This is a genomic window from Pseudomonas nitroreducens TX1, assembly GCF_000313755.1.
GTDB lineage: Bacteria > Pseudomonadota > Gammaproteobacteria > Pseudomonadales > Pseudomonadaceae > Pseudomonas > Pseudomonas nitroreducens_A.
The window spans coordinates 238,066-252,377 of the sequence record NZ_AMZB01000138.1 but is presented as its reverse complement, the minus strand read 5'-3'; the positions used below and the strand labels follow the sequence as shown (position 1 = coordinate 252,377).

Here is a 14,312-nt window from a genome sequence, read left to right as displayed (position 1 = left end):
CCTAGCCTGTTTTTCCGCAATGCCGGGTTGAGTAGCGTTCGGCGGGTCTTCTTCGGATCATTGCGGACCCACCATGAACCCTTCCCACGACACTTCCGAAAACCAGCCCGCCACGTCGCGCTGGCTGCTGTTGCTCGCGGCCAGCCTGACGGCGGTGCTGATTCCTCTCTGCTTCACCGGCCCTGCCGTGGTGTTGCCAGCCATCGCCCTTGAACTGGGCGGCTCGGCCGTGGCGCTGAACTGGATCGTCAACGGTTACGTGCTGGCCTACGGCGCGGCGATGATGGCGGCCGGCAGCCTGGCGGACGTGTACGGGCGCAAGCGTGTCTGGCTGGTCGGCCTGGCGCTGTTCTGCGTCACTACGCTGGCGATTCCGCTGGCCGGTTCGGTGGCGACCATCGATGTGCTGCGCCTGCTACAGGGCGCGGGTGGTTCGGCGGCCTTCGCCGCCGCCATGGCGGCGCTGGCACAAGAGTTTGACGGACCGATCCGCACGCGCGTGTTCAGCCTGCTGGGCACCACCTTCGGCGTCGGCCTCGCATTCGGCCCGCTACTCGCCGGCTGGCTCACCGATGGGCCGGGCTGGCGCTGGGTGTTCCTGGTGCCAGCGGTTTGCGCGCTGGCTTCGGTGCCTGTGGTGGTGCGCCATTGCCGCGAGACGCGGGACCCGCAGGCGCATGGCTTGGACTGGCCCGGCGCCCTGAGCTTTACCGCTGCGCTCAGCCTGTTTACCTACGGTCTGTTGCTGGCGCCGGAACAGGGCTGGAGCAGCGTTGCAGTCATTGTCACGCTGGTAGCGAGCGCCCTGCTGTTGGCGGCGTTCATCGTCATCGAGCGGCGTGTGGAGCGCCCATTGCTGGACCTGTCGCTGTTCAGCCAATGGCGCTTCGTCGGCGTGCAGTTGCTGGGCGCGTCGCCGGCGTTCGCCTACGTGGTCTTGATCGTGCTGCTGCCAGGGCGTTTCATCGGTATCGAGGGGCAGGGCGCACTCCAGGCAGGCTGGACCATGCTGGCGTTGTCGGCGCCGCTGCTGGTGGTGCCCATTGTTGCGGCATTGCTGGCGAAGCATTTCAGTGCAGGCAGCTTGTCGGCGGTGGGCCTGTTGATCGTAGCGAGCGGGCTGCTCTGGCTTGCACGCAGCCTGGAGGCGGGCATAGCGCCGGATGCGCCGTTGCTGGTAATCGGCATTGGTATCGGCTTGCCCTGGGGGCTGATGGACGGGCTGGCGGTGAGCGTGGTGGAGCGCGAGCGCGCAGGCATGGCCACCGGCATCTTCAACACGGTGCGGGTGTCCGCCGACGCGGTGGCCATCGCGGTGGTCGGTGCGTTGTTGGCGACCTTGATCGCGGCGCAGCTGGAGCCGCTGGGGTTGCCCACAGCGGATCGGCTGATGAGCGCCAACCAGCTGGCCATCGGCAACCTGGCGGCGGTGGTCGAGCAACTGCCGCAGCTGGCGCCCGAGCAATTGCGCAGCGATTACGTGGCGGTGTTCAGCCGAGTGCTGCAGTTGCTCGCGGGCGTGACCTTCATCGTTGCCGGGCTGGTGTTCTTGTTGCTGGGCCGGGAGCGCATACCGGCCATGGCAGCCGAAGTCTGATAGCGGCGCTTATCCGCCCAGCTCTCGACGACGGCGCATAACGCGTGCCGCGTTATGCGCCCTACGGTTGGGCTCGGCGGTGTTCCGGTTCGAGGAAGGTCCAGGCGACGAAGCGGCTCTGCTTCTGGCCCTGGGCCATGTCCACGGTGCGAATGCTGATGGCGCCGGCCTTCTTCAGGGCGCGGCGGAAGTCGTCGAGGTTGCCGGCCTTGGACACCAGCGAGCTGAACCAGCGCACCTGCCGGCCGACTTCGGCGCTTTCCACCGCGAGCTTGCGGAGGAAGGCGATCTCGCCGCCCTCGCACCACAGCTCGTTGCTCTGCCCGCCGAAGTTCAGCTTGGGCAACTGGCGCGACGGGTCGAGCTTGCCGAGGTTCTTCCATTTGCGCCGGCTGCCGCTGCTGGCTTCCTCCGGCGAGGAATGGAAGGGCGGGTTGCACAGGGTGGCGTCGAAGCGTTCGTCCGCGCTCAGAAGGCCGCGGAAGATATGCGTCGGCTCGTGCTGCTGGCGCAGTTCGATGGCCTCGACCAGGCCCGGGTTGCCGTTGACAATGGCGTGCGCGGAGGCCAGCGCGGCGGGTTCGATGTCCGAACCGAGGAAGCGCCAGCCGTAGTCGCGGTGGCCGATCAGCGGGTAGATGCAGTTGGCGCCGACGCCGATGTCCAGCACGCGCACCTCCGGCCCGCGCGGCACGCTGCCGCCGTTGTCCTCGGCGAGCAGGTCGGCGAGGTAGTGCACGTAGTCCGCGCGGCCGGGGATCGGCGGGCAGAGGAAGCCGGCGGGAATGTCCCATTGGCCGATGCCATACTGCGCCTTCAGCAGCGCGCGGTTGAACAGGCGCACCGCCTCGGGGTTGGCGAAGTCGATGCTCGGCTTGCCGTAGGGGTTGGTGATGACGAAGCGGCCCAGCTCCGGGCAGCCCTCGATTAGTGCCGGGAAGTCGTAGTGCCCCTGGTGGCGGTTGCGTGGGTGCAGCAGGTTCGGCCGCTTGGCGGCGGGGTCGCGCAGGGGCTGGGCAGGCTTTGCCTGGGCGGCGGGGCGTTTGGGCGGTCTGGATGCTTTCGACATGAGGGCGCGCGGGACAGGGAAGCGGTGGGCGATTTTCCCACAGATGGGCGCGTCAGCCGAGCAGCACGTTGCCCAGGCGCTCGAACAGAAGGCAGCAGAGCAGCAGCGGGATCGGCAGGCCAAGCAGGGTGCCGAGCATCTACGGCCGGAAGCCGATGCCCGAGGGGGCGAGGCTGTAGTTCAGCCCGCCCAGGCGGTGATCGGTCAGCTCTCGGCGCAGGGCGTCGATACAGAACGCCTCATGCAGCCCGCTGGCACGGTAGAGCAGTACCAGCAGCACGGCGAAGGTCAGCAGGGTCAGTGGCGCGATCGCCACAGGGCGGGACGGCAAGCATGCGGGCGGGCTCAGGGGTACTGCAGGATGTCCTTGATCCTGGGCAGGTGCGCGGCGATCCAGCGTGGATCGATGGCGCCCCAGTCACGGATGCGGTAGTGGCCGGCGTTGTTGCGTTCGCCGTCGTGCTGTTCGAAGGCGCAGTCGATGTCCAGGTCGGCCAGCGCGGCCAGGGTGTCCTGGGCCGTGCGCCGGGGCATGCCGGTGGCTGCCATCAATGCCGGGACGCTGGTGGCGGCGCCGCTGTCGATCAGCCAGGCCACATAGAGACGGCGGTAGAAACTGCTTTTGGTCTTGCTCACTTCCATCGAGATGATTCCTTTTTGCGGACGGCTACAGCGGCAGCAGCCAGGGTACCAGCACAACGCTGACGATCATCACCAGAATCGTGAAGGGTACGCCAACCTTGACGAAATCGGCGAAGCGATAGCGACCCGGCCCCAGCACAAGGGTGTTCACCGGCGAGGAAATCGGCGTCATGAAGGCAGCCGACGCGGCCAGCGCGACGATCATCGCGAAGGCTTCCGGCGATGCGCCCAGGGCCTTGGCCGTGGCGATGGCTACCGGCGCCATGAGCACGGCTGTGGCGGTGTTGGAGATGAACAGGCCGATCACTGCCGTGAGCACGAACAGGCTGGCGAGGATGGCATAGGGCCCTGCATTGCCGAGCGCGCCGACCAGGCCGCTGACTGCCAGGCTGATACCGCCGGTCTTCTGTAACGCCAGGGCGAAAGGCAGCATGCCGACGATCAGCAGCAGGCTCTGCCAGTGGATGGCGCGATAGGCGCTGTCCATGTCGATGCAGCGGAACGCGCCCATCAACAGGCAGGCGATCAGTGCCGCCATGACGTTGGGCACCAGACCGCTGACCATCAGGATCACCATCACCGCCAGGCTGAACAGTGCGTGCGGCGCCTGGCTGGCGGCGGGAGCGGCCTCGTCCACCTCGGCGGGCAGGCTGAGCACCAGAAAGTCCCGTCCGCGCGCCTGCAGCTGGCGAATCTCCTTCCAGCCGCCAATCACCAGCAGGGTGTCGCCGACCTTCAGCTTGGCCTCCAGCAGGCCTTCCACCAGGGCCTCGCGGTTGCGCCGCAGGCCGACCACGTTGAGGCCGAACTGACTGCGAAACTCCAGATCCAGCACGCTCTTGCCCAACAAAGTGGATTCCGGCGGCAGGGTGACTTCGGCCATGCCCACCTCATGGGCACGCTCGGTGAAGTAGTCGCCCTGCAGGCTCAGCGGCTCCAGGCCGAATTCGTGATACATGCCCAGCAGGTCGCTGCGGTCCCCGTAGATGTCCACCAGCAGCACATCGCCAGCCTGCAGCATGATGCTGGCGCCGGGGCTGAGGATCTTCAGACGGAAGTGCACCATGCGCTCGATGGCCACCACGTTGGTACCGGCGCGGGCGCGCAGTTCGACATCGCCCAGGCTCATGCCCACCAGTTGCGAATCGGCGCGGATACGCAGGCGACGCTCGCGCCCGGCCAGTTGATAGTCGCGGATCAGATCGCTCAGGGTGCGGCGCTTGGCGCTCTGCTTGTCGTCGCCATCGTCATCGCCCAGCCAGCGGCGTGCCACCAGCATGTAGCCGATGCCGAGCACCAGCACCACCAGGCCGAAGGGCGTGAAGCTGAAGAAGCCGAAGCCCTTCGAGCCCTCGCGCACCAGCTCGCTGTGGATCACTACGTTGGGCGCGGTGGCAACCAGGGTGAGCATGCCGCTGATCAGCCCGGCGAAGCTCAGTGGCATCATCAGCCGGCGCGGCGACACATGCAGGCGTGAGGCGATGCTCAGCACCACGGGAATGAAGATGGCGACCACGCCGGTGGAACTCATCACCGAGCCGAGCCCGGCCACGGCGAGCATCAACAGCACCAGCAGGCGTGTTTCGCTGGCGCCGGCGCGGCGCGTCAGCCACTCGCCGATTCGATAGGCCACGCCGGTGCGCACCAGGCCCTCGCCGATGACGAACAGCGCGGCGATCAGGATGACGTTGGGGTCGGCGAAGCCGGCCAGCGATTCCTGCACGCTGAGGATGCCCGACAGCGGCAGGGCGACCATCACCAGCAGGGCGACCACGTCCATCCGTGGCCGGTTGATGACGAACAGCCCGACCGCGGTGGCCAGCAGGGCGAGGACCCAGATCAGTTGCAGACTCATGCGCTTCCCTAGCAGATGTTCGGCTCGCCATTGTGCCCGTTGTGGCGGGCACGTTGCGTTGATCCGATGCAGCTTAGCGAAGCCTCACGCCCCAGGTCACGGCAGCCGGGCGACCGGGGTGATCTGCTTCGGGTCGGTGCGCAGCTCGATCAGGGACGGCTTGCCGCTGGCCTGGGCGCGCGCGAAGGCGGCGGCGAAATCCTCGGTGCGTTCGACCCGCTCGCCATGGGCGCCGAAGGCCTGGGCCAGGGCGACGAAGTCGGGGTTGCGCAGCTCGGTCCCGCTGATGCGGCCGGGGTATTCGCGCTCCTGGTGCATGCGGATGGTGCCGAGCATGCCGTTGTTGACCACGATGACAGTCAGCGCGGCGCCATATTGCACGGCGGTGGCCAGTTCCTGCGGGTACATCATGAAACAGCCGTCACCGGCGAAGCACACCACGCTGCGCTGCGGATCGCGCAGCTTGGCGGCGATGGCGGCGGGGAAGCCGTAGCCCATGGCGCCATTGGTGGGGGCCAGTTGGCTGCGCGGCGAGCGATAGCGGTAGAAGCGGTGCACCCAGACGGCGTAGTTGCCGGCGCCGTTGCTGATCACCGCGTCGTCCGGCAGCGTCTCGTTCAGGTGCTGGATGACCTGGGCGAGGTCCACGCCCTGCGGCGGTTCCGCGGTCGGCGGCGTGATGTAGCTGAGGTAATCGGCGCGGGCAGCGGCGGTCCATTCGGCCCAGGGCGTCCCGGAGAGGGGCGCGAGGTTGGCGAGGGCGGCGGCGATCTCCGGCATGCCGGCCTGGATACTCTGGTCCGCCTGGTAGACGCGGCCCAGTTCGCTGGCATCGGGGTAGACGTGGATCATGCCCTGTACCGGGCGCGGGCTCTGGACCAGGGTGTAGCCGGCGGTTGGCGTTTCGCTCAGGCGCGACCCCAGCACGACCAGCAGATCGGCCTCCTGCACGCGGTCGGTCAGCTTGGGCGAGGCGCCGAAGCCGAGCTGGCCGGCGTACTGCTCGTCGCGGTTGTCGATCAGGTCCTGGCGTCGGAACGAAGCCACCAGCGGCAGGCGGTTGGTGCGGGCGAAGGCGCGAACCTGCGCGCACGCCTCCTGGGTCCAGCCAGTGCCGCCGACGATCAGCAGCGGGCGCTTGGCCCGGCTCAGGCGCTCACGCAGTTCGGCCAACGAGTCGGCGCTTGGCGTAGCTCGGGTAATCGGTGTCGGCTTCATGTCTGCGACCTGCGCGGAGCCGAACAGCGCTTCCTCCGGCAGCCCGATGACCACCGGGCCGGGGCGTCCGGACTGGGCGACACGGAAGGCGCGGGCAACGATCTCGGGAAGGCGGCGGATGTCCTCGACTTCGGTGGCCCACTTGGCCAGGCCGCCGAACATCTGCCGGTAATCCACTTCCTGGAAGGCTTCGCGGCCCTTGAAGGCGCTTTCCACCTGGCCGATGAACAGGATCATCGGCGTCGAGTCCTGCATCGCCGTGTGCACGCCGTTGGCTGCGTGGGTCGCACCCGGCCCGCGGGTGACGAAGCAGATTCCGGGGCGGCCGGTGAGCTTGCCGTAGGCGTCCGCCATGTTCGACGCGGCGCCTTCGTGGCGGGTGACGATGGTCCGGATACCCGACGCGTCGTGCAGTGCATCGAGTACCGGCAGGTAGCTTTCGCCGGGGATGCAGTAGACGGTGTCAACCGCGTGGAGCTGCAGGGCATCGACGAGGATCTGGCCGCCGTTGCGGGCTGGAGAGTCTGGCATGGCTGTTCGCTTGAGGGGGATGGGTGCCGCTGATCTTCAGCCAAGCAGCGCTGCCTTCCAAGCGACGATTCTTCCGGAGGTCATTCCGGCAAGGAATGGCGGTGCAGCCGGTAGAGCCTGGTTGTCGGCGAAAAGTCACTGGCCGATCCTACGAGGGCACGGCACTATCTTCCTGCCATTCAGGAGGGCGTAGTCAATGAACGGATTCGATCTGGAACCCTGTGTCGCGGCTGGCAGCATCGCGGACGTCGCGCACATCGAGCGGCTCTGCGACATCGGCAGATTTCAGGATGCCTACGAACAGGCCTTGCGGCTGGGGCCGCTGGAGGAGTGGCGGGGGCCACAGGCCCTGGCGTTGGCCGCGCGGCTGCTGCGGCACCTGGGGGCGCAGCGGCTGGCACGGGTTTTCGCCTGGCGCGCCTGGCGTGCCGACCGTCGCAGCTATGCTGGCTGCCTGGTGCATGGGCGAGAGCTGTTGTCGCGGCGCGGTCACTATTTCGTCTGGCGCTGGCTTCATCAGCTGGCTCCGCTCCATGGCACTGTCGATGAGGAGGCGGAATGGTTGTCTTTCATCGCGCTGCTGGCTGCGCATCTGCGTGACTTCACTCGCTCCCGCGAGACCATGGAACGCGCGCTGGAACTGAGCCCGGGGCAAGCCTGGCTGCACGTCGAGCAGGCCTATTGCCTGGAGCAGGAGGATCGCTACGCCGAGGCGCTGCAGGCCTGCGAGCGTGTGCTGGAGACCTGGCCGGATTACCGGGCGGCCCAACAACAGGCCGCTGCCATGGAAATGCTGCTCGGCCGCGACGCCGAGGCCATCGAGCGCTTGCAGGGCGCGGCTGGGAACACACAGAGCGCGGCGTTGTTATCGCAGCTGGGCGGGTGGCTGATCGAGCATCAACGCCTCGACGAGGCCGAGCAGACCCTGCGCCGAGCCGAAGCCTGCGCCAGCCTCAACGACGTGGGACTCAAGCGCTGGTATGCCGCGCGCTACTGCGACATCGCCTGCCTGCGCGGTGACTATGAAAGCGGCCGGCTGTATGCAGAACAGGCCGGCCCCGGCTTCTACCAGGGGATTGCCGAGAAACTGCAGGCGCCCCAGGGACAGCGCCGCTTGCTGCCGGTGTCTTTCGTTCGACAGCATCACGTCACTTGCGGCCCCGCGACATTGACGGCGATTGCACGGTTCTGGGGACGAGGCGTCGAACATCTGCAGGTCGCGGAGGAGATCTGCTACGACGGCACACCCCATTTCGCAGAGCGCAACTGGGCCGAGCGCAATGGCTGGCTGGCGCGTGAGTTCACTGTCGACTGGAACAGTTGCGTTGCGCTCATCGATCGCGGCATCCCGTTCACCCTCACCACGCAGACTACCGGCAGCGGACACCTGCAGGCAGTCATCGGTTATGACGCCCCCCGTGGCACCTTGTTGCTGCGCGACCCATCACAGCGCGATTACAACGAACTGCTCGCCGAATCCTTCTTTGCCGAACGCAAGGCTTTCGGTCCGCGCGGCATGCTGATGCTGCCGGTCGAAGAGTCAGCGCGCCTGGAGGGGCTGGAGCTTCCTGACACGGTGCAGTGGGATGCCTATTACGCCGTGATCGGCGCCCTGGAAGTGCATCATCGGGAACAGGCGCGGGAAGGTCTCGCCAGGATGCTGCTGTACTGGCCCGATGACCGCCTGACTGCGCAGGCCGAACGAGCCCTGGCCGGGTACGATGGCAGCGAGGCGGGCCGCCTGGCGGCTACCGAAAAATTGCTGAGGATGTTTCCTGAGGACGCCAACCTGAAGTTGTCCAAGGCATCGTCGCTGGAGCAGTTGGCGACCCGCGCGGAGCAGCAGGAGTGGTATTCGCAGATCGCCGAGCATAGCGCGGACGTCTGGGTGCTGGTGCGCTATGCGCATTTCCTCGCCGAGGACGGCAGCCGCCAGGCGCAGGCGCAGGCGCTTTTCCAGCGTGCCCTGTATGGTCATCCGACGCTGGCGACGGCCTGGCAGGGGCTTGCCTCGCTGCTCTGGGGCGAGGGCCGGCAGGAGGAGGCCACCGAGCTGTATCGGGTTGCCGCCTGCCTCGACGAATTCAATGAAGGCCACGCGTTGGCCTACTTCCGTGCCAGCCGCTGGTTGCGTCAGGGCGAAGTGGCGCTGGAATTCCTCCGGCAACGGGCTGAACGCCTGGGAAATCGCAACAGCGGGCCGGTGATCAGTCTGTGCCAGCTGCTAGATGAACTGGAGCGTGTGCAGGAGATGTTCACGTTGCTGGAGCGGGGGCTCGCGCGACTGCCCGAGGACCCCGAAATGCTGCTGTACGCCTCGGATGCCTATGGGCGCTACGGCCGGCTGGAGGAAGCCGAGGCCTGCCTGCGCCGGGCCGAGTCGCGCTGCCAGCGCGGGCGCTGGGTGCGCGCCCACGCCTGGCACCTGCAGCGCAGCGGCGCCGACCATGAGCTGGCCTTGCGGGAGGTGGGCGAGGCGCTCGAGCAGGAGCCGCTCAACCTGGGCCTGCAACGTCTGTACGCCGATCTGCTGCAGAAGCGCCAGGGACGGGCGGCGGCGCTCGCGCACCTGGCTGACCTCGTGGCGCGTTACCCCCATCACTGCGGGGTAGCGGAGATGCACTACGGATGGCTTTCGAGCGAGCCCCTGGTCGACAAGGAGCGAGCGTTGCGCCATCTGCTGGCGATCAACCCGGCCTATCCCTGGGCGCTGCGCGAACTGGCGGTCAACCTGGCCAACCAGGCGCGCGGCGATGAGGCGCTGGAGCTGGCCGAGGCCGCGCTTGGATTGGAACCGCGCTCGTCCAACGGGGCTTCGACCATGGCCTTCGTGCGCCTGCGGCGCGGCGAGCGCGAGATGGCGCGGGAATACCTGCGGCTGGCGCTGGAGCGCTCGATCGACAACGACTACGCCATCGAGACACTGGTGGAACTGGCCACCAGCCGGGAAGAAAGCCTGGAGGCGCTGGCCCTGGTGGCCGACCAGCTCAAGCGGCAGGTGACCTTCGGCGACGGCCTGCTGGGCTACCAGCGCGTCGCGCAGCCGTTGCTCGAAGCGGAGGGGGTTCTGCAGACGCTGCAGGAGGCGCTGGCGCAGCGCCCCGACCTGTGGCAAGCCTGGCTGGCGGTCGCGATCCAGCAACGCGCGTGCGGCCAGCAGGAGGCCGCCAGCAGCCTGCTGAACAGCGCCATCGAGCGCTTCCCTCTGCTGCCGCGCCTTTACCTGGAGCTGGCCCAGCTGCACCTTGTCGCGAAGGACTTTGCCGCGTGTCGCGAGGTGCTGGAGAAGAGCTTCGCCATCAACCTCGTCTGGGTCCCGGCCATTCGCACCTACCTGGAATCGCTGCTGGAGGAAAATGCCGAGCTGGCGCCGGGGCTGGCACTGCTCAAGCGTGCGCTGCTGCGCGAGCCGGAGAATACTGCCTTGCGGGTCTGGCAGGCCTATCTGCTGGGGCGCGTCGAGCGCTTCGTCAAGCAGCGCGAGGCTCTGGAAAGGGCCCTGAAGGAGGAGCCGGATAACCAGTGGGCGTGGACTCAGCTACGAGAGCTGGACGAGCGCGAGCGCACGCCGGAAGCGGCCGTCACGCTGGCCAGGCAACTGGTGGAGCTGCGCGCCGGTGACCCGGCCGCCTGGCAGGCCTTGGCCGAACTCAGCCAGGGCGACGAGCGTGGCGCGGCCTGGCGTGAAGCCTTGCGCCTGGCGCCTTTCGGCTGGGCAGCAGGAGAGGGCTATCTGAAATGGCTGATCGAGCAGCGCCGCTTCGAGGAGGTGGGCCAGTGGCTCGATGGGCCGCCCTGGCAGGGCAACGCGCCGGTGGAGTTCGAAGTGTACCGCGCTCGCGCCCAGCGCGCCGCGGGGCGGAACCGGGAGGCGGTGGGCGTGCTGAGGCAACTGCTGGCGCGGGCGGAGAACTTCTTCGAAGGCTGGCGCCAACTGGCCGACTATCACGATGAGGATGGCGAGGCCGCGCCTTATGTCGAAGCCGCCCGGCAGATGGTCGCATTGCGCCCGCAACTGGCGATGGCCCATGGTTTCCTGGGGCATGCGCTGGTCGCCGCCGCGCAGCCTACCCAGGCGGAGGCCTCCTTCGAACGCGCCCTGCAGCTGGATGCCAACTACCCGTTCGCCTGGTTCCAACTGTTCGACCTGCGCCTGGATCGCCAGGCGACTATTGCCTGCGAGGAAATGCTGCATGCCATGGCCGTCCACACGACGGGGCCGGCCCTCTATCTACGGATGGTGCGCCTCGGGGTGGCCGAGGACCGTTTCGCCGCGCACCTTCGCGACGGCCTGAAGCGCCTCGCGCAGAGTGACGAGGACGCCGGGGAAGTCTGGGGCCGGGCCGAAGATTCGGTGATGGGGGCCAGGCGCGAACATGTCCTGGTGCAGGAGGTGGAGCAATGCCTGGAGCAGGGCAGCGCCAATTCGGTGGCCGCCCGCGCCTGGCTGCGGCGCCAGGCTGGAGCGCTGGTGCCGGGAGGGCTGCTGAGGGCGTTCAAGCGCATGCTGCCCAAGGACCGCCAGGGGAACCTCGCCGTGGCGATGTTGGGCCTGCTGGCCGACCGCCCTGCTGACAGTGCGGTGCTGCGCAGCACCTGCTACCTGCTGCGCGAGACGATGAAAAGAGACATGCGGATCTGGTCCCATGCCAGCTACGCGCTCTCCAACCATGGCGAGTGGTACACCCTGACCAGCATGCTGGGCGACTGGCGCGAGCGCAGCGATGCACCGGCCTGGGCGCTGGACAATCTTTCCCTGGGCCTGCGCGAGCTGGGCAGGGACGAGGAGGCCGGTGAGGCCTCCCGGCGCGCCCTGGCCCTGGATGACGGCAACCTGGAGGCCCGGTTGTGGTTGGCTGTCGATCACGCGATCAGCGATAACCTGGGCGAGTTGGCCAGCGGCCTGGCGGCAATCCCCGTGGAATCGCTGCGGCCTTACTACGCCTGCCTGTGGCACCTGGCGGAGGGCTACCGCGAGGCGCGTGAAAGTGGGCATGCGCGTCATGCGCAAGGGCAATTCGAATTGGCGCGCCGGCAGGCGGCAGCCAGCCGCAGCCAGGCGGCCTATCGTCGGCTGCGCCGCCGACTGGCCGCGGCGCTGGCACGGCGTCAGCGCTCTTGGCTGGAACGCCTGTGGTGGCGGATTCAGCTGCACTGAGTCGCTGTCAACGACATCAGCAGGCGGCGCCGGCGGCCATCCAGGGCAGCCGGGCCGCTCTGCGACGCAGGGCGCGACGACGAACCGCGCTGGCGTTTTTCGCAGGTTGTCTATGGTTCATGCATGGGCGCAGACGCGTCCGCAGGACGATTTTGCTGCAAAAGGAGAATCTTTCATGGACCACCTCTCGTCCCGAGTGCTACTCGCCGGCCTCTTTGCCACCTCCAGCCTGCCCCTGTATGCCGCCCTGCCTTCGGCGCCGGGGTACATCGATGACAGCGGCTACAGCGCCACCGCCAAGACGCGCATCCTCCCGGCGATGTTCGAGCAGAAGCTCACCAGCACGAAGTACATCGCCAAGGCCGACAACTCGCTGATCACCCTGGCCGAATCCACCGGCTTCAGGCAGACCTCCGACTACCACCAGACCCGTGCCTGGCTGCAGAAGCTATCCGATGCCTCCGGCGGCGCCATCGCCCTGAGCGACCTGCCGGAGAACAGCGCCACCGGCGAGCCGATGCTGCTTGTGACCGCCAGCCGCGAGGCGGACAAGTCGCCGGCCGGGCTGAACAAGTCCGGCAAGCCGACGATCTTCGTCGAGGCTGAAATCCACCCGGGCGAGGCCAACGGCAAGGACGCCATGTTCATGCTACTGCGCGACATGACCACCGGCGACAAGCCGCTGGCCGGCGTGCTGGACAAGGTCAACATCCTCTTCATCCCCACCGTGAACATCGACGGCGACCTGCGGCGCAGCCCCTACGGGCGGATCAACCAGAACGGCCCAGAGGTCACCGGCTGGCGGGTCAACGGCCTGAACTACAACCTCAACCGCGACTTCACCAAGCTCGACAGCGCGGAAATCCGCAACGTTGCCTGGGTGTTCAACCAGTACGACCTGAGCTTTTTCGCCGACACCCATTCCACCGACGGCGCCATGTACCCCTACGACAGCTCCTACTGCCACAACGGCAATGGCTGGTCGCCGGCCTCCAGCCAGTGGATGGACAGCGTCATGCGCGGCCCGGTGTACAAGGCGCTGGAGGGCGACGGGCATGTGGTGCACGAGTGCATCAGCTTCAACGACAACCAGGACCCGACCCAGGGCTACTACCCGTACCGCACGGACCTGGCGCGTTTCTCCAACCAGTACGGCGACATCCGCAACGTGCCCTCGATCCTGATCGAGCAGCACGCGCTGCACCCCTATGAAACCCAGGTGCTGGGCAACTACGTGATGCTCAAGGCGATGTTCCAGGTGATCGGCGATAACGCCGATTCGCTGAAGCAGGCGATCACCAAGGATCGCGAACGGCTGGCGACGCAGCAGCAGGTGACGCTCACCTGGAAGCCGGGCGAGGCGCAGCACACGCCGTTCACCGTGGGCGACTACCGCTACGAGGAATCGCCCATCACCGGCAAGAAGACCATTGTCTGGAGCAACAAGCCCAAGCAGCTGAACGTGCCGATCACCGACAACTCGGTGCCGGACCTGGTGGTGAAGCGGCCGAAGCAATACGTGGTGCCGGTGCAGTGGAGCGAGGTGATCGCGCGCCTGAAGTCCCACGGCATCCAGATGAAGACCCTCGACAAGGCCACGCCCATCGAGGTGACGCTGTACCGCATGGACGACATCAAGTTGGCCGGCGGATTCGAGCCGGATCGCGCTGCCACCAACGAGATTCCCGGCTACGAGGGGCATCTGCTGGTCAGTGGCGTCGGCAAGCCGTTCCAGCGCCTGCAGACCTACCCGGCGGGCTCGGTGGTGATCGACACCGACCAGCCGCTGGGCGTGCTGGCGGTCAACCTGCTGACGGCGGAAAGCCCTGACTCGTTCTGGTCCTGGGGCTTCTTCAATTCGACCCTGGTGGTGGCCGAGGAGCCGGAGGAATACGTGATGGAGCCGATGGCGCGCAAGATGCTCGCCGAGGACCCGAAGCTGAAAGCCGAGTTCGAGCAGAAGCTCAAGGACGACAAGGCCTTCGCCAAGGACGCCCAGGCACGCCTGCAGTGGTTCTACCAGCGCACGCCGTTCTATGACGTGAATGCCTACGTGTACCCGGTGGGGGCGGTGTACTGACGAGCGCCGCGGGATGACGCGCTATGCGGAGGGAGGCGGTCTCTCTGGGGCGTCTGTGTCCGCGCGTCCCCCTCACCCCAGCCCTCTCCCTCAGGGAGAGGGGGCAGTCCGTGCCGGCTGATACTGTGGTTTCAACCTCCACCGAACGGTCCCCTCTCCCGC

Annotated in this window: 8 protein-coding genes; 3 read left to right on the top strand and 5 right to left on the bottom strand. The window is 67.3% G+C overall.

The annotated features are described in order from the left end of the window. Nucleotides 1–73 precede the first annotated feature (73 nt). Nucleotides 74–1,597, top strand: a complete 1,524-nt coding sequence (locus C167_RS0131735) for an MFS transporter (protein WP_017522345.1) — start codon at nt 74–76, stop codon at nt 1,595–1,597. A gap of 61 nt (nt 1,598–1,658) precedes the next feature. On the opposite strand, the gene rlmF is transcribed toward C167_RS0131735, so the two are convergent. The 5 genes from rlmF to C167_RS0131705 all read right to left on the bottom strand — a co-directional run bounded on the left by rlmF (nt 1,659) and on the right by C167_RS0131705 (nt 6,912). Beyond that, nucleotides 1,659–2,666 carry a 23S rRNA (adenine(1618)-N(6))-methyltransferase RlmF gene (rlmF, locus tag C167_RS0131730; RefSeq protein WP_017522344.1) on the bottom strand — a complete coding sequence of 336 codons (1,008 nt, stop codon included), beginning with the start codon at nt 2,664–2,666 and terminating at the stop codon, nt 1,659–1,661. A gap of 139 nt (nt 2,667–2,805) precedes the next feature. Then, entirely contained in the window at nt 2,806–2,997 is a 192-nt protein-coding gene (locus tag C167_RS34165; protein ID WP_200860192.1) for a hypothetical protein, read from the bottom strand. A gap of 14 nt (nt 2,998–3,011) precedes the next feature. After that, nucleotides 3,012–3,308, bottom strand: a complete 297-nt coding sequence (locus C167_RS0131715; protein WP_017522342.1) for a winged helix-turn-helix domain-containing protein — start codon at nt 3,306–3,308, stop codon at nt 3,012–3,014. 25 nt (nt 3,309–3,333) lie between these two features. Next, a complete protein-coding gene (locus tag C167_RS0131710) occupies nt 3,334–5,163 on the bottom strand; it encodes an SLC13 family permease (protein ID WP_017522341.1) in 1,830 nt (609 codons plus the stop codon). A gap of 96 nt (nt 5,164–5,259) precedes the next feature. Further along, the gene (locus C167_RS0131705) at nt 5,260–6,912 is read right to left on the bottom strand and encodes a thiamine pyrophosphate-binding protein (protein WP_017522340.1); all 1,653 of its coding nucleotides are present in this window, start codon (nt 6,910–6,912) and stop codon (nt 5,260–5,262) included. Nucleotides 6,913–7,108: 196 nt separating this feature from the next. Here C167_RS0131705 and C167_RS0131700 point away from each other — a divergent pair, with 196 nt between their 5' ends. Beyond that, complete coding sequence (locus C167_RS0131700; RefSeq protein WP_017522339.1) at nt 7,109–12,070, top strand: C39 family peptidase; 4,962 nt, start codon at nt 7,109–7,111, stop codon at nt 12,068–12,070. Nucleotides 12,071–12,245: 175 nt separating this feature from the next. Beyond that, nucleotides 12,246–14,150 carry a M14 family metallopeptidase gene (locus C167_RS0131695; RefSeq protein ID WP_017522338.1) on the top strand — a complete coding sequence of 635 codons (1,905 nt, stop codon included), beginning with the start codon at nt 12,246–12,248 and terminating at the stop codon, nt 14,148–14,150. Nucleotides 14,151–14,312: the final 162 nt, after the last annotated feature.

Coding starts and splice junctions, on each gene's coding strand:
- C167_RS0131715 (WP_017522342.1), bottom strand. CDS start 3,308: ATGGAAGTGAGCAAGACCAAAAGCAGTTTCTACCGCCGTCTCTATGTG.
- C167_RS0131700 (WP_017522339.1), top strand. CDS start 7,109: ATGAACGGATTCGATCTGGAACCCTGTGTCGCGGCTGGCAGCATCGCG.
- C167_RS0131705 (WP_017522340.1), bottom strand. CDS start 6,912: ATGCCAGACTCTCCAGCCCGCAACGGCGGCCAGATCCTCGTCGATGCC.
- rlmF (WP_017522344.1), bottom strand. CDS start 2,666: ATGTCGAAAGCATCCAGACCGCCCAAACGCCCCGCCGCCCAGGCAAAG.
- C167_RS0131695 (WP_017522338.1), top strand. CDS start 12,246: ATGGACCACCTCTCGTCCCGAGTGCTACTCGCCGGCCTCTTTGCCACC.
- C167_RS0131710 (WP_017522341.1), bottom strand. CDS start 5,163: ATGAGTCTGCAACTGATCTGGGTCCTCGCCCTGCTGGCCACCGCGGTC.
- C167_RS0131735 (WP_017522345.1), top strand. CDS start 74: ATGAACCCTTCCCACGACACTTCCGAAAACCAGCCCGCCACGTCGCGC.